The following is a 15,012-nucleotide window of genomic DNA, read 5'->3' as shown; positions in this document are numbered from 1 at the left end:
GTCAGCCCGTCCCTCGCAGCCGCACCCGCGGCAGCAGTATCAGCGCGGCCAGCGCCACGCACGCAGCGACCGCCGACAGCGCGAACACCAGCGGCAGCCCGAGCGCGTACGCCTCCGCCTCCGTCGCGCCCGCCCGCGTCAGCACCGAGAGCCGCGCCGAGAGCGCCGCTCCGTAGCCGACCAGCCCGGCGGTGCCTCCGAGGGTGAAGAAGAAGACGATCGCGGCGCTCACCGAGCCCGTGCGGCCGAGCGGAGCGACGGTCTGCGCGGCGAGCACCAGGTTCTGAAGGGTCATGCCGAGGCCGGCGGCCAGCAGCAGCGCGCCTCCGAGCGCCAGGGGGAGGGGAGCGAGCGGCGCCAGGGCGAGCAGCGCATTGCCGACGAGCATCGCCGACGCCGCGAGCAGCAGCACGCCCTTCAGCCGGCCGGTCCGGGTGATGCGGCGGCCCGCGAACCAGGAGGCGGCGACCGCGCCGACTGCGAGCGGCGCCAGCAGGAGTCCCGCCGGCGCCGGATCGATGCCGAGTCCGATCTGCAGGTACTGCGTGACGAACACCGAGCCTCCGAACAGCGTCGATCCGAGGAGCAGGGCGGCGGCGGCGCACACCAGCGTCACCCTGCCGCCGAGCAGTCGCAGCGGGATGATCGGCGCGGCCACCCGTAGCTCGACGATCACGAGGGCGATCAGGGCGAGCGCACCGAACGCGCCGAAGCCGATCAGCGCGACGCCGATCGAGCCCTCCCCGAGCAGAGTCAGCGCGATCAGGAGGGACGGCACGCCGGTCGCGATCAGCAGCGCGCCCGCGTAGTCGGTCCGCCCGCCGCGCGCCTTGACCGGGAGGCGCACGTGCAGCGTCGCGGTCAGCACGGCGAACGACGCGAGGGCGAGCGGCAGGGCCACCACGAAGCACCAGCGCCAGCCGAGCGACTGCACCACCAGGCCGCCGACGAGGGGGCCGAGGATCGTCGCCGAGGTCTGCAGGGCCTGCAGCGCTCCGTTGACCCGGCCGCGCTCGCGCAGCGGGACGAGCAGAGCGACGGCGGCCATCGACACCGCGGCGGTCCCTCCGAGACCGATGCCCTGCACCGCGCGGGCGGTCAGCAGCACCGCGGTCGAGGGAGCGAGCGCGGCGAGCACCGAGCCGGCGACGAACACGGCGATCGCGGCCTGCAGGATCCGCTTCGGCGCGACCAGGTCGGCGAGGCGGCCCCACAGCGGAGTCGTCGCCGTGTTGCCGAGGATCGTGGCGGCCACCAGCCAGGTCGACAGGCCCGCGGCGCCCTCGAGCGAGCGCATCACGGTGGGGATGCTGGTCGCGACGATCGTCGCCGAGAGGCCGGCGACGAACTGGGCGATCATCAGGCCCGAGAGCGGCGCGCGCACCTCGCGCGCCAATGCGGGTGCGGCGACGCCCGCCGTCACGACCCCAGGCCGGCGCCGGCGAGGACGGCCGCGGTGAACTCGCGGGGAGCCCTGGCCGGGAACTGGCCGCTCACCGGCATCTCGACGACGCGGGTGCCGGGCATGTCGGTGAACTCGATCGGGATGTCGAGGGTCATCCGCGCCCACGGCGGGCGCAGCACGGTCAGCTCGACCCCGGCCTCGACCAGCGCGAGGTTGTCGGACCAGGTCGTCGCCCGGCCGCGGAACACTGCAGGGTAGATCGAGTTGTAGCGCTCGAGATTGCCGAGGGTGTCGGCCACGCAGCCGAGCAGCGCGCGCGGATCGTCGGTGCCGTAGAGGCCGATGTTCTTCTGCCACAGGTACTGCAGCACGGCGCCGTCGGCGGTGACCGGCAGCTCCGGCGCCCAGTTCGCGGCCCAGTACTCGGTCGACTCCTCGTCGGGCTGCTCGAGGGCGTAGAGCACGGCGCGCTGCACGCGACCGGTCCCCACGAGCGAGACGGCGATCGCCGTCGCCAGCGAGCTTCCGGTCTTCATCCCGACCGGCACGAACTCGTCGACCCCGAGCGCGTCGAGCGCCTGCACGAGGATCCGCGCGTACTCGGCGAGCGGCTGGTCGGCCGGCGCCGAGTCGCTCTGGCCGAAGCCGGGGGTGTCGAAGGCGATCGTCGTCGTGTGCGCGCCGAGCGCCTCCAGCACCGGCTCGTAGACGGCCGAGGTGCGGGGCGACTCGTGCAGCAGCACGAGCGCCGGGCCGCCGGAGCCGCCGGGGCCGCCCGAGCCGCCCGGGCCGCTCCTCCGGTAGTGCAGCTGACCCCAGTCGGTGTCGACGTATCCGCGCATGGTGACTCTCTCCAGAACGATCGATGGCTCAGAACTCGAGCAGGTTGTCGCGCAGCTGGTCGAACGAGTACTCGCGCCGCGTGAGTCCGCGGCGCTGCAGCTCGGGCACCAGTCCGTCGCAGATCTCGGCGATGAAGCGGCGGGTGACGCCGCTGGTCGAGATCAGGAACCCGTCACCGCCGGCGATCCGCATCATCTCCTCGAGCTGATCGGCCACCGACTCGGGGGTGCCCGCGATGACCGGGCCGTTGCCGACTCCGCGCGAGACCACTGCCTCCCGGAGCGTCCTGGTGGCGTTGCGGGTGACGAAGTCGGTGAGCTGCTGCGTGCCGTTGGTGCGCAGATCGAGCGAGCCGAGGGGCACGTCGAGCGGGACCTGCGCGAAGTCGATGTCGGTCGACTTGGCCATCGCGGCGAGGTGCACCTCGATGTTCTCGGCGATGTCGTCGCGGCGCAGGCGCACGCGCTCCTCGGCCTCGGCCTGCGTCGAGCCGACGACGGGACCGACTCCGAAGAGCACCTTGATGTCGTCGGGGTCGCGCCCGAACGAGACCGCCGCCGCGCGGACCTTGTCGCGGTAGGCCTTCATCCCCTCGGCCGTCGCATGGATGGCGACGATGGTGTCGGCGTACTGCGCGGCGAACGCGATGCCGCGGGGCGAGCCTCCGGCCTGCGAGATCACCGGGCGGCCCTGCGGCAGCGGGCCGGTGTTGAGCGGCCCGCGGGTGGAGTAATGACTGCCGCGGTAGTCGGCGCGCCGCACCTTCGTGTGGTCGGCCCAGTAGCCGGTGTCGTGGTCGGCGACCACGGCGTCGGGCTCCCAGGTGTCCCAGAGGGCGATCGCCGCCTTCAGGAAGTCCTCGGCCACCTCGTAGCGCGAGTCGTGCTCGTCCATGCCGTCGAAGCCGTAGTTCTGCAGGGCGCGGTCGGAGGTGCCGGTGACGACGTTCACGCCCATCCGCCCCTTCGAGATCTGGTCGATCGACGCGGTGAGCCGCGCCAGCATGTACGGGTGGTAGGCGAAGGTGCCCGCCGTCGCGATGATGCCGAGCCGCTCGGTCGCCTGCGCGAGGAGGGTCGCGGTGACCATCGGATCCTGGCGCGGGGTCTGGAACGCGTGCTTGAGGTAGAGCTCCATCGAGTCGCCGTAGCGGTCGCCGACGAAGGTGTTGTCCTCGATCAGCACGTAGTCGAAACGCGCCCGCTCCATCGCCCGCGCGAGGTCGACGAAGATCTCGGCCTGCTGCCACTGCGTGCCGATCGCCCCCGAGAACTCCTGGCCCCACGCGGGCACCGAGGTGCCGTTGAGGAACCAGCCGAGGTGGAACGGAGCGACGCCGGCCATCAGAACGCCGCCAGGTTCGCCTTGAAGGTGGGCTCGTCGTAGGAGGAGCGGATCAGGCCGCGCCGGCGCAGCGCCGGCGCGAGGCCGCTCGCGATCTCGTCGATGTAGCGGCGCGAGTGCGTGCGCACCGGCTCTCCGCGGACGAGGAAGCCGTCGCCTCCGACGAAGTCCACGACCTCCTCCATCTGCTCGGCGACGGAGTCGGGCGTGCCGACGAGCTTCACCGACTCGGACGACTGGCCCATCAGCGCCTCGCGGATCGTCTTTCCCGCGGCGCGCTTCTTGAACGACGCGAGCCCCGACTGGTGCCCGTTGGTCGTGACGTCGTCGGGCAGCGGCTGATCGAGGTCGAACTGCTTGAAGTCGACCTCGGTCGTGATCGACATGATGCCGAGGACCGTCTCGATCTGATCCTGGCTGAGCTCGTAGCGGCGGCGCGCGAGCTCCTCCGCGTCGGCCTGCGTCTCGCCGAGGACCGGCTGGATGATGTACATCACCTTCACGTCGTCGGGGTTCCGGCCGTGGGCGGCGGCGCGGGCGCGGATGTCGTCGCGGTACTCCTTCATCCCCTCCACTCCGCTGGGCTGCGAGAGCAGCACGTTCGAGTGCTTCGCGGCGAAGTCGCGGCCGGCGGGGGAGCCGCCCGCCTGGCAGAGCACGGGGTGCCCCTGCGGGCCGGCGGGCAGGTTGAGCGGCCCGCGGACCTTGAAGTACTTCCCCTCGTGGTGGATGGGGTGCACCTTCGTGTGATCGGCGAGCACGCCGGTCTCGCGGTCGGCGACGATCGCGCCCGGCTCCCACGAGTCCCAGAGCGCCTTGACGACGGTGACGTACTCCTCGGCCATCGCGTAGCGCTCGTCGTGGGGCAGCAGGTGGTCGAGGCCGTAGTTCTGGCCGGCGAGGTCCTCGGAGGAGGTGACGATGTTCCAGCCGACCCGCCCGCGGGTGAGGTGGTCCATGGTCGCCATGGTGCGGGCGAGGATGAACGGCGGGTAGAAGCTGGTCGACATCGTCGCGATGAAGCCCATCTTGGAGGTGTGCTGCGCGAGCACCGGCAGCAGTGGAACCGGGTCGCCCTTGGGCGAGTGCAGACCGTGCTTGAGGTCGTTCTCGGTCGTGCCGCCGTAGGTGTCGGAGACGAGCGTCGAGTCCTCGAACATCATGAAGTCGAAGCCGGCCCGCTCGAGCTGGCGCGCCATGTCGATGTAGTAGTCGCCGTTCAGCCAGGTCGTCGGGGTGTCGGCGGCCCACGGACTCTTCCAGGCGGGGGTCTTGAACGGGGTGAACCAGGCGAGATGGAAAGGGGTGACCATGGGATCGGGCTCCTTCGGAAGTGGCGCGTGCGTGCGGCGGTGCCGGTGCCGCTGCTCTGGAGGCCATTCCACCGGGCGCAGATTTCGCCGGGAGCGCGGCGCGGTGCCGATCTGATTGCGCAGTGCGGAGGCGGGGCGATCGGGCGCTGACCGGGCGTTCTGCGGCGGAGGGCGCGGCAATTCGCCGGGAGGCGGATGCAGCTCGCGCGGGTCGCGCCGGCGCTCGCGGCGGTATCCGCCGGAGTCGATCGGGTCGGAGCATGCCGAGGCGCGGCTGCGGCGAGGGGGAAGTCGAGTAGCCCCGCAGGGGCGTATCGAGCGTCAGAACGGGGGTGGTGGGTCGTCGAAGCGCGGGCGCGGCGGTGGGGCGGGCGGTCGTCCGGGGAGTGCAGGTGGTCGGGTGGTGACGTGGCGGCCGGTGGGGCTGGTCCAGTCGGCTGTGCCGTCGGGGTGGAGGACGTAGGTCCAGCGGTCGCCGTGGCGGACGTGGTGGTGGGCGGTGCAGAGGCAGGCCAGATTGCTCAGCGCCGTCTCGCCGCCGTTGCGCCACTCGAGGGTGTGGTCGGCCTCGGCCGTGGAGGCGGGCCGGGTGCAGCCGGGGAAGCGGCAGGTCTGATCGCGCAGCTGCAGGTGGAGGCGCATCTGCGGTGGTGGGACGCGGTGTGTGCGTCCGACGGAGGTGTCGGGGTCGGTGAGGACGCGGGTGAACGTCGCGGCGATCCCGACGAGGTGGCGGGCGGTAGCGGCGGGGATCGCTCCGTAGCCGTCGAGGTCGGCGTGCGCGTCGTCGAGGCCCGCGGCGGTGCTCGCGGCGAGGGTCAGGCGTACTTCCGCGCGGATTCCGGGGACGAACGTCGGAGTCGTCGTGCCGTCGCTGAGCGGGGTGGTGCCGGTGATGTCGCCGTCGCAGAGCAGATTGGCGAGGGCGTCGGCGCGCAGCTGCGCGAGGGTGCGCTCGTCACCGGCAGTGCCGTCGCCGTCGCGGAGTGTCCGCGCGATGCGGTCGAGGCGGTTGTATGCGCCGACCGCGTCTGGCGCCGGAAGGTACGCGGACAGGGTGGCCATTCCGTCGATCTCAGGGGTGAGCCACACTCCGCGGTCCTCTTTCGCGCGGGCGTGCCGCTTCTCGAGGGGCTGGTCGTCCAGCTCGTCGCGGAGGCGGTCGACTGCGCGCCGCAGTTGGGTCGCAGTCGTCGACAGCGCCAGCTCGGCGGCGCGCTCGTCGAACTCGGGGAGTGACCCCTTGGGCAGCAGCGCGGCGACGGAGCAGATCACCTCGGCCGCCCGCCACCGGATCCGGGCCGCTGCGAGCGCCGCCCGGGTCAGCGGCAGGTCCTCGACGAGCAGGTGGGCGCGTTCGAGCTCGCGGGACAGCTCGCGCTCGGAGACTCCCGACCCGACCGCGAGCTCGGCGCGGATCGAGCGCTCGACGACGTCACTCGACTCCCTGCTCGACAGGCTTCCGCGCGCGAACGCGAGCGGGATCGACAACGCTGCCCGGTACACCTGGTAGAGCCGCTCGGCGGACGCCAGCAGATCGCGCGACGCGGCGCGGGCGAGCCGGCCGACGTCATCGGCGCCCTCGCGGATCGCGTCGAGTGACGCCTCCGCGGGTCTCATTTCTGCTGCAACTGCCATACGAACATCGAACCAGCGAGCACCGACACCGGACCGGCAAAGGCGCCAGAACCGGACGACTCGCGCCACACGAGACCCGGCGGAGCGACGACGCCGCGGTCAGCGGGCTCTGCGCAGGTCGCCCGGCACCTCGCGAGGCCGGGAGCCGGCCCGGAACGCCGCCGCGGCGAGCCCGACTGTCGCCGCCAGGTACACGACCTGCAGCGCGCTCCGCGGACCGAGCCTCTGCGACCACTCCAGATCGCCTCCCGAGAGCGCGAGCCCGACGTTCGCCGGGAACATCGCCACGAGCAGTGCCGAGAGGCCGGTCGCGGCCCAGGGGGTGAGTCGCGGCGAGAGCATTCCCGCGGCGCCGGCCAGCTCGAGCACTCCGGTGGCCGAGACGACGAGCTCGGGATCGGGCAGCCACTCCGGCGTCATCGCGATCATCCGGTCGCGCATGCCGGCGAAGTGACTGATGCCGGTGACGGCGAACATCGCCCCGACCGCGACGCGCAGGGAGGAGACGACGCGCGGCCGCCGGTCGGGCGCGCGCAGAGCCGTCACGCCGAGGGCGCTGCAGAAGGAGGCGGACAGGACGGCGAGGGGGACCACGGGTTCTCCGATCGGGGCGTCGAGCGTTTGGATAGTGACGCTACCCACCGCCGGATAGTACCCGTATCCACCGACGCCCCCTCACACCGCGGCGGCCGCCTGCTCGCGCGACCAGGCGGCGGCCGCCGCGAGCTCGTCGGCGTCGACCGGTGCGACCACCCCGCCGCCCGGCTGCATGGCGAGCCACTCCTCCGTCGCGACCGGCACCGGGTGCTTGTAGTCGCTGGTGACGGTCGTGTAGAGCGAGCCGCCGAGGCGGGCGACCGGGCGGTACTTCGCGATGTCGATGCGCCCGCTCGGGTCGAGGATCGCGTCGTCCGCGTGCACCGCGAGCACCTGGCCGAAGACCACGTTCGCGTCGTACACCTCGGTCTCGCGCAGCAGCACGCACTCGAGCGCGACCTTCGCCATCGCGAGCCGCTTCGGCCCGACCCTGGTCGACTCGACGACCTCGAGCCCGAGCAGCGCGGCCTCGTCGACCGACGGCGGAGTGATCGCCGCCGTCGCCGTCTCGACCTCGGCCTGCCCGTCGGTCACGAGGTTCACCACGAACTCGCCGGTCGCCCGGATGTTGTCGTGCGAGTCCTTCTCTCCGGTGAACGAGATCATCAGCGTCGGCGGGTCCATCGTGACCAGCGTGAAGTACGAGAACGGGGCGAGGTTGCCCACTCCGTCCGCGCTCTCGGTGCCGACCCAAGCGATGGGGCGCGGCACGACCGCGTTCTTGACCATCCAGGTGAAGTCGTGCGGGCTGCCGGTGTCGTCGGCGAGGTACATGCGTGCTCCTTCGTGATCGGGGACGGTGTCGACGCGCCCGCTACTCCCAGCTCGCCTCGCGCCAGTCGACGTGGCCGTCGGCGCGCGGAGTCCAGTCGAGGCCGGGGGCGACTCCGTAGGTCGCGACGGTGTAGTCGATGTTCGCGAGGTGGGTGCGCTCGGCGTTCAGCGCCCAGATGTCGGCGATCACGTCGTTGCGGGCGTCGGTGTCGACCGTGGCGTTGGCCTCGACGATCAGAGCGTCGACGTCGGGGTCGGAGAAGATCGCGTAGCCGGTCGGTCCGTAGAGGTAGTTGAGCGTCGTCGAGGCGTCCATCATCGACGGTGAGAACTGGGTGATGTACATGCCCGGGTGCGACTTCGACGAGGTCAGCAGCACGTAGGAGGAGTACTCCACGCCCTCGAGCTCGACGGTGATGCCGACCTCGGCGAGCTGCGAGGCGATCGCCTGGGCGACCTCGGCCGAGTTCGGCACATTGCCGCCCGTGGGGTACTGGAAGGTGATGGCGCTGCCGTCGTAGCCGGAGGATTCGACCAGCTCGGCCGCCGCGTCGGGGTCGTAGGCGAGATCGGGCAGCTCGGCGTCGAAGCCGTTGACGTTCGGGGCGACGGAGGAGGCGTTCGCCACGGTCGCGTAGCCGTCGTGGATGGTCTCGATGATGGTCTCGCGGTCGATCGCCAGGCTGATGGCGTTCCGGAGATCGGCGTCGGCGAGCGGGCCGCCGGAGGTCTCGTTGAAGCCGACGTAGATCAGCTGGTTCGACTGGCCCTCGGCGACGGTGTAGCCCGAGCCCTCGACGGAGGCGACCTGCGCGGGGGTGATCGCGGTCAGGTCGATGTCGCCCGAGAGCAGCCCGTTCAGCCGCGCGTCGGGATCGGCGATGGGCTCGACCGTCACGTTCGCGATCGCCGGCTCGCCGCCCCAGTAGTCGGGGTTCGCGGCGAGCTCGGTCGAGACTCCCGGCGTCCAGCTCTCGAAGGTGTAGGGACCGGAGCCGATGGGGGCCTTCGCGAAGCCCTCGGAGCCGACCTCGGTGTAGTACGCCTCCGGCACGATCGAGATGTAGTAGGCGCGGCGGGTGAAGACCGAGTCGCCGGCGGTGAGCTGGAAGGTGATCTCGGTGTCGCCGGTCACCTCCATGCTCGCGATGTTGTTCGTGTAGATCTTGTTCAGCGAGTCGGGCGAGTCGATGACCGCCTGGAAGCTGAAGCGCACGTCCTCGGCGGTGACGGGGGTGCCGTCCGTGAAGGTCGCGTCGTCGCGGAGGGTGAAGGTCCAGGTCTTCGCGTCCTCGCTCGCCGTCCACTCGGTGGCGAGGCGGGGCTGCAGCTCGCCGTCGCCGTCGACCGTCGTGAGCTGGTCGTAGACCGCGTGGAAGATGTTGGTGCTGTAGAGCCCGTTGTCGATCACGGGGTCGGCGTTGGCCAGGTCGCTCGGCTGCGCGACGACGATCGAGTCCTTCGCGCCGCCCTCGCTCGAGGAGGCCTGGCCGCTGCAGGCGGTGAGGAGGAGGGCCAGGGCCGCGGCGGAGGCCACGGCGGCGGAGTGCCGGGTGCGTCGGAGCATGGGGGGAGTGCCTTTCGTCGAGGATCGGGCGCACGGGAGCGGAACCGACCGGCGCGGGAGCGCGCGGGAGGAGCGTGAAGGCGGAGCTGTGGAGCGTGAGGGGAGCGGGTCAGGCGGCGGCCGGGAGGGCGCGCCGACGGCGGGTGGGATCGGGGACGGGGGCGGAGGCGAGCAGCGAGCGGGTGTACTCGTGCTGCGGATCGTCGAACACCGCCGCGGTCGGCCCGGTCTCGACGAAGACGCCGCGGTGCATGACCGCCACGTCGTCGGCGAGGGCGCGGACGACCGAGAGGTCGTGTGAGACGAAGAGGTAGGCGAGTCCGAGCTCGGACTGCAGCTCGGTGAGCAGCGCCATCACCTGGGCCTGGATCGACACGTCGAGGGCCGAGGTCGGCTCGTCGAGCACCAGCACGTCGGGCTTGAGCGCGAGCGCCCGGGCGATGCCGATGCGCTGCCGCTGGCCGCCCGAGAAGTCGGCGGGGCGGCGCTTGGCCGATTCGCGGGCGAGACCGACCTGCTCGAGCACCTCCGCCACCCGGGCCGCCGAGTACCGGCCGTTGATCCGCAGCGGCTCGGCCACGATCTCGTGCACGGTCAGGCGCGGGTCGAGCGAGGAGTACGGGTCCTGGAACACCGCCTGGATCGCGGAGCGCAGCGGCCGGCGGGCGCGGTCGCCGAGCTCGGAGACCGTCGTGCCGCGGTAGCTCACCGAGCCCGACGTCGGCTTCTGCATGCCGAGGATCGTGCGCACCAGCGTCGACTTGCCGCAGCCGGATTCGCCGACGAGGCCGAGGGTGCGGCCCGCCTCGAGGCGGAACGAGACGCCGTCGACCGCGCGGAACGGCTCGGCCGACCGGCCCCAAGCGCCCCGCTGCGGGAAGTGCACGCGCACCTCCGACACCTCGACGACCGCCTCGGCGTGCGGGTGCGCGACGGAGGTGACGACGGGCGCGACGGCGCGCGCCTCCGTGCCCGTCACCGGCAGGATGCTGGCCAGCAGCCGCTTCGTGTAGTCGTCGCGGGGGTCGCGGAACACGTCGAGCGTCGTGCCGCTCTCGACGATCCGCCCCTGGTGCATCACCAGCACCCGGTCGGCGTTCTCGGCGACGAGGCCCAGATCGTGGGTGACCAGCACCAGCGACGAGCGGAGGCGCTCGCGCACCTCCTGCAGCACGCCCATGACCTGCGCCTGCACCGTGACGTCGAGCGCCGTGGTCGGCTCGTCGGCGATCAGCATGCCCGGCTCGTGCGCGATCGCCATGGCGATCATCACGCGCTGGCGCTGACCGCCCGAGAGCTCGTGCGGGTACGAGCGCAGCCGCCGCTCGGGGTCGGGCAGGTGAACGAGCTCGAGCAGCCGGAGCGACTCCGCGCGCACCTCGGCCTTCGAGAGGCCCTTCCGGTGCAGCGTGATCATCTCGGCGATCTGGGTGCCGATGCGCATCACCGGGTTCAGCGAGGTCATCGGGTCCTGGAAGATCATCGACAGCTCACCGCCGCGGATCGAGCGGAGCGCCGCCTCGTCGACCGCGCGCAGGTCGACTCCGCCGAGGAGGATCTCGCCGCTCGTGACGCGCACCCCGCGGGGCAGCAGGCCCATCGTCGAGAGCATCGTCATCGACTTGCCCGAGCCCGACTCGCCGACGACAGCGACGACCTCTCCGGGCATCACGTCGAAGCCGATGCCGTCGACGAGTCGGACGGGGGCGTCCTTCGGGCCGGCCTCGATGACGAGGTCGCGGACGCGGAGGACGGGGACGTCACCTTCGTGGGGCATGCGCTACTCCGCCTTCTGCGACTGGACGCCGGTGAGGCGCTGGCTCATGAACTGGAGCCCGGCCACGAGCATGAAGAGCATCAGGCCGGGGAGGATCGTGATCATCGGGCTGTCGCGGAGGTAGGTCTGACCCTCCTCGATCATCCCGCCCCAGCTCGGGGTGGGCGCCTGGATGCCGAGGCCGAGGAACGACAGCGCCGCCTCGAGCAGCACGATCACGCCGAGGTCGAACGGCACCAGCACGGCGAGCGCGGGGACCACGTTGGGCACGAGGTGCTTGCGCAGGATCCAGCCGTGGGTGGCTCCGTGCGTCTTGGGCGCCCAGATGAACTCGCGCTCGCGGAGCGACCAGGCGGTCGCGCGGGCGACGCGGGCGTAGCCGACCCAGTTGGCGACTCCGATCACCACGATCAGCGTGAGGATGCTCGGGCCGATCGCCGAGACGATCGCGATCAGCAGCAGCATGATCGGGATCGCGAGCTGGATGTCGGACAGCGCCGAGATGACGGTGTCGAGCCGCCCGCCGAAGTAGCCCGCGATGAGCCCGAGCGTCACGCCGATCAGGAGGTTCAGCGCCACAGCGGGCACCGCGATCGAGAGCGACACCCGGCCGGCGACGGCGAGGCGCGAGAGCATGTCGCGGCCGAGCGCGTCGGTGCCGAGCAGGTGCGCGGGGTCGGCGAACGGCAGGAGGAAGCGGCCTCGCAGATCCTGGGTGTCGGGGTCGAAGAACGGCAGCAGCGGCACGAGCACGATCGTCAGCACGACGATCGCGACGAGCCCGGTGGCCACGAAGAAGGAGGCGCTCAGCGGCGCCCGCGACGAGCCGGGTTGCGGGCGGCGGAACAGCCACCGCACCCGCTGGATCGCGAGGGCCTGCGTCGAGGTCCGGGTGGAGGCGGGAGTCGGCACCGGGATCGGCTCGCGCGCATCGATCGTGGCGGGGACGCGGCCCTGGGCGGCGTCCGTCTCGAGGGGGCTCACTGCAGTCTCACTCTCGGGTCGAGGGCGGCGTAGAGGAGGTCGACGACGACGTTGACGAGGACGAAGAAGATCGCGATGACGAGGATCGCCGACTGCACCACGGTGTAGTCGCGGTTCGAGATCGACTGCATGAGCAACTGCCCGACTCCTGGCCAGTTGAAGACCAGCTCGACGACGACCGTGCCGCCGAGCAGGGCGCCGAGGTTGAGCCCCGCGACGGTGATCACGGGCAGCAGGGCGTTGGGGAGCATGTGCCGAAGGATCACGATGCTGCGCCGCTGCCCCTTCGCGTAGGCGGTGCGGACGTAGTCCATCCGGTACTGGTCGGCGAAGCCGGTGTCGAGCAGGCGGATGTACAGCGCGAGCTCGAGGGTCGCGATCGTCACCGCCGGCAGGATGATCGACAGCGGCGAGTTGTTGCCGAGCGCCGGCAGCACCCCGAGGCTCACGGCGAAGACCATCACCAGCAGGATCCCGAACCAGAACGACGGGATCGCCTGGCGGGCGCTGGCGAACCACAGGATCGCGTTGCGCAGCCGAGACGAGTCCGAGAGCTGCAGGATCAGCACCACCACGAAGGCCAGCACGAGTCCCAGCACGAAGCTCGTCAGGGCCAGCTGCAGGGTCGCGGGCATCCGCTGCAGCACGAGCTCGAGCGAGGGCGTGCCCTGGCGCAGCGAGTCGCCGAAGTCGCCGGTGACCGCCGCCGCCAGGAAGCCGGTGTACTGGAAGAGGAGCGGCTGGTCGAAGCCGAGGCTCGCCGAGAGGCGCGCGATGTCCTCCTGCGACGCCTCCGGCCCCAGGAGGAGCGCGGCCGGGTCGCCCGAGAGGCGCACCAGGAAGAACGCGACGGTCACGACTCCGAAGACCGTGACGAGGCCCTGGACGAGCCGTCGTGAGACGAAGCGGACCATGGTCGCTCTCCTTGTGCTGGGCGACGCGCGAGAGCGCGACCGGTGCTGTCGGGGGGTGTGATCAGTACAGCGGGTGGGTATTTCGGGAGGGGGTCGCGGCCGTCAACACCTGATTGCGCGTCGCGTCATCGACGCGGAAAGCCGCACCGACCGGGGGTTTCCCCCGCCCGACCCGTCAATTCGCCGGTGCCGTGTCGGCTGTGCGCTCGCCGAGGGGCGGGGCGGTGAAGCGCATCGCCTCGACGTCGGGGTCCTCGGCCCAGAGCGCGACGCGATCGCCTCGGTAGTGGCCGTAGGCGAGGATCTGCGGCACCCCGGCCGCGTCGCGGACGAGGGTCTCGCGGGTGAGGATCGCGGCGCCCTCCTTGAGGCCGAGGATCCGCGCGGTGCGCTCGTCGGCGTTCACCGCCTCGACCGTCGCCTCGACCTGGTTGCCGGGGGCCGCGCGGACGGAGTCGATGAAGGGCATCGGATCGGGGCGCATCCCGGGCGGGGTCGTCCCCGCGATCGGGTGGTAGCCGACGATGATCCCGGCCGGGACCCCCTCGATCGACACGAGCTGCTCGGCCATCACGACGCGGTCGCCGTCGAGCTCGAGGCGCTCGCGGATGTGGCGGTGGGCGATGACCTCGCTGACGTCCGTGACCTCGCAGGTCATCTCGAGGCCTCCCGGGTGCTGCACCGAGTCCGACCCCATCACCCATCCGCTCGTGGGGAGGAGGGAGAGCAGGGGGAGCTCCCAGATGCTGCCGACCACGTTCGTGCCGATCCGCTGCCGGCGGCGGATGAGACCCTCCGAGCCGAGCTGCTGCAGCGCGCTGCGGATGGAGTTGCGGCTCATCATCATCGACATGACGAGGTCGTGCTCCTCGACCAGGTCCTTCTCGGTGATCAGACCGCGGCGGATGCTGGCGCGCAGCAGGGCGTGGGCGCGGCGCGGGCTGCTCTGCAGCAGCTCGCGGATCCGGCGCTGGCTGCCTTCACGGGCGCGGCCGAGGGCCTCCGCGAGTTCGAAATCGTCGTCCATGGTGTGCCTCCTCGGGGGGCCCGGGGCCCGAATCCCCACCGTAGGTGGGCTTCTATGCGCCTGATCGCGTGTCGCGTAAAAGCTGGGTTACGGCTGCTCCGGCGCGGTCGTCGACCGCACCGCGGTCAGCAGCTCCTGCGTGCTCGGGTACGCCCAGCGGAGGTAACCGAGCGGGAGTCTGCTGCGCTCGGCGACGGTCTCGTGGGTGGCGTCGGCGGCGTCGAGCGACCCCGCGAGGGCGGCGAGCCGCTCGGCGGTGCGCCGGCCGGCAGCGGCCTCGTCCCGCGGGCGGCGCGCGCCGACGGGGTGCCGGCGTCCGCGGTGCTCCGGCGCGGAGGCGCTCTCGAGCGAGGCGCTCTCGAGTGCCCAGGTGCGCGTGGCCGCGACGTCGCGCACCAGCTGCTCGACGAGCGCCTCGGCTCCGCGGTACCGGCGCTGCGGTCGCAGCTTCACGTGCAGCTCGACGCGGAGGGAGTGCCCGTACAGGTCGCCGGCGAAGTCGAGGAGGTGGGCCTCGAGCAGGCGGACGCCGTCGCGGCCGTAGAAGCTCGTGCGGCGGCCGACCGAGACGGCGGCGAGGTGCTCGGAGCCGTCGGCCGCGTCGATCACGGTGCCGGCGTAGACCCCGTCCGAGACTCCTCCGTCGGGCAGCGGCAGGTTGGCGGTCGGGAAGCCGAGGAGGCGACCGCGCTGATCGCCGGGCACGACGACTCCGCTGATCACGGTCGGCTGGTTCTGAGTGCTCACGCGGTCTCCTCCTCGTGCGGGTGGGGCCCAGTCAACCCGCCTCCCGTTTCGGCCGGATGACCGGCGGCGACCTGTCGTATTG

At 71.7% G+C, this 15,012-nt stretch carries 13 protein-coding genes; all 13 read right to left on the bottom strand.

What is annotated here, in order from left to right; translation table 11 throughout:
* Position 1: 1 nt before the first annotated feature.
* Positions 2-1,423 carry an MFS transporter gene (locus ASG06_RS03410; protein WP_156465842.1) on the bottom strand — a complete coding sequence of 474 codons (1,422 nt, stop codon included), beginning with the start codon at positions 1,421-1,423 and terminating at the stop codon, positions 2-4.
* On the bottom strand, positions 1,420-2,247 hold the full coding sequence (locus tag ASG06_RS03405; protein WP_056038482.1) for an alpha/beta fold hydrolase: 828 nt from the start codon (positions 2,245-2,247) through the stop codon (positions 1,420-1,422). Before ASG06_RS03405 ends, ASG06_RS03410 begins: the two co-directional genes overlap by 4 nt.
* A 28-nt stretch (positions 2,248-2,275) precedes the next feature.
* Complete coding sequence (locus tag ASG06_RS03400) at positions 2,276-3,592, bottom strand: NtaA/DmoA family FMN-dependent monooxygenase (RefSeq protein ID WP_056038477.1); 1,317 nt, start codon at positions 3,590-3,592, stop codon at positions 2,276-2,278.
* Positions 3,592-4,905, bottom strand: coding sequence for an NtaA/DmoA family FMN-dependent monooxygenase (locus ASG06_RS03395; RefSeq protein ID WP_056038474.1), 1,314 nt, complete (start codon positions 4,903-4,905; stop codon positions 3,592-3,594). The genes ASG06_RS03400 and ASG06_RS03395 overlap by 1 nt, the downstream gene beginning before the upstream one ends.
* A 321-nt stretch (positions 4,906-5,226) precedes the next feature.
* Positions 5,227-6,543 carry an HNH endonuclease signature motif containing protein gene (locus ASG06_RS03390; RefSeq protein WP_082498902.1) on the bottom strand — a complete coding sequence of 439 codons (1,317 nt, stop codon included), beginning with the start codon at positions 6,541-6,543 and terminating at the stop codon, positions 5,227-5,229.
* A 99-nt stretch (positions 6,544-6,642) separates the two neighbouring features.
* Positions 6,643-7,185 carry a DoxX family protein gene (locus ASG06_RS03385; RefSeq protein WP_197409352.1) on the bottom strand — a complete coding sequence of 181 codons (543 nt, stop codon included), beginning with the start codon at positions 7,183-7,185 and terminating at the stop codon, positions 6,643-6,645.
* A gap of 33 nt (positions 7,186-7,218) precedes the next feature.
* The gene (locus ASG06_RS03380) at positions 7,219-7,914 is read right to left on the bottom strand and encodes a flavin reductase family protein (RefSeq protein ID WP_056038468.1); all 696 of its coding nucleotides are present in this window, start codon (positions 7,912-7,914) and stop codon (positions 7,219-7,221) included.
* A 40-nt stretch (positions 7,915-7,954) separates the two neighbouring features.
* Entirely contained in the window at positions 7,955-9,481 is a 1,527-nt protein-coding gene (locus ASG06_RS03375; protein WP_056038464.1) for an ABC transporter substrate-binding protein, read from the bottom strand.
* A 109-nt stretch (positions 9,482-9,590) separates the two neighbouring features.
* A complete protein-coding gene (locus tag ASG06_RS03370; RefSeq protein WP_056038462.1) occupies positions 9,591-11,258 on the bottom strand; it encodes an ABC transporter ATP-binding protein in 1,668 nt (555 codons plus the stop codon).
* Positions 11,259-11,261: 3 nt separating this feature from the next.
* The gene (locus tag ASG06_RS20160; RefSeq protein WP_056038458.1) at positions 11,262-12,242 is read right to left on the bottom strand and encodes an ABC transporter permease; all 981 of its coding nucleotides are present in this window, start codon (positions 12,240-12,242) and stop codon (positions 11,262-11,264) included.
* On the bottom strand, positions 12,239-13,156 hold the full coding sequence (locus ASG06_RS03360) for an ABC transporter permease (RefSeq protein ID WP_056038455.1): 918 nt from the start codon (positions 13,154-13,156) through the stop codon (positions 12,239-12,241). Before ASG06_RS03360 ends, ASG06_RS20160 begins: the two co-directional genes overlap by 4 nt.
* A gap of 175 nt (positions 13,157-13,331) precedes the next feature.
* Positions 13,332-14,183: a GntR family transcriptional regulator gene (locus tag ASG06_RS03355; RefSeq protein WP_056038452.1), complete on the bottom strand. Its 852-nt coding sequence runs from the start codon at positions 14,181-14,183 to the stop codon at positions 13,332-13,334.
* A gap of 87 nt (positions 14,184-14,270) precedes the next feature.
* A complete protein-coding gene (locus ASG06_RS19385) occupies positions 14,271-14,930 on the bottom strand; it encodes a riboflavin kinase (RefSeq protein ID WP_082498901.1) in 660 nt (219 codons plus the stop codon).
* Positions 14,931-15,012: the final 82 nt, after the last annotated feature.

This window comes from Rathayibacter sp. Leaf185 (assembly GCF_001423885.1).
Classification (GTDB): Bacteria; Actinomycetota; Actinomycetes; order Actinomycetales; family Microbacteriaceae; genus Rathayibacter.
The sequence above is the reverse complement of the archived record's forward strand: the minus strand, read 5'-3'. Positions and strand labels throughout refer to the sequence as shown.

What these genes read in the sequence shown, in the direction of transcription:
- ASG06_RS03405 (WP_056038482.1), bottom strand. Translation starts at nt 2,247, where the DNA reads ATGCGCGGATACGTCGACACCGACTGGGGTCAGCTGCACTACCGGAGG.
- ASG06_RS03400 (WP_056038477.1), bottom strand. Translation starts at nt 3,592, where the DNA reads ATGGCCGGCGTCGCTCCGTTCCACCTCGGCTGGTTCCTCAACGGCACC.
- ASG06_RS03395 (WP_056038474.1), bottom strand. Translation starts at nt 4,905, where the DNA reads ATGGTCACCCCTTTCCATCTCGCCTGGTTCACCCCGTTCAAGACCCCC.
- ASG06_RS03390 (WP_082498902.1), bottom strand. Translation starts at nt 6,543, where the DNA reads ATGGCAGTTGCAGCAGAAATGAGACCCGCGGAGGCGTCACTCGACGCG.
- ASG06_RS03380 (WP_056038468.1), bottom strand. Translation starts at nt 7,914, where the DNA reads ATGTACCTCGCCGACGACACCGGCAGCCCGCACGACTTCACCTGGATG.
- ASG06_RS03375 (WP_056038464.1), bottom strand. Translation starts at nt 9,481, where the DNA reads ATGCTCCGACGCACCCGGCACTCCGCCGCCGTGGCCTCCGCCGCGGCC.
- ASG06_RS03370 (WP_056038462.1), bottom strand. Translation starts at nt 11,258, where the DNA reads ATGCCCCACGAAGGTGACGTCCCCGTCCTCCGCGTCCGCGACCTCGTC.
- ASG06_RS03360 (WP_056038455.1), bottom strand. Translation starts at nt 13,156, where the DNA reads ATGGTCCGCTTCGTCTCACGACGGCTCGTCCAGGGCCTCGTCACGGTC.
- ASG06_RS03355 (WP_056038452.1), bottom strand. Translation starts at nt 14,183, where the DNA reads ATGGACGACGATTTCGAACTCGCGGAGGCCCTCGGCCGCGCCCGTGAA.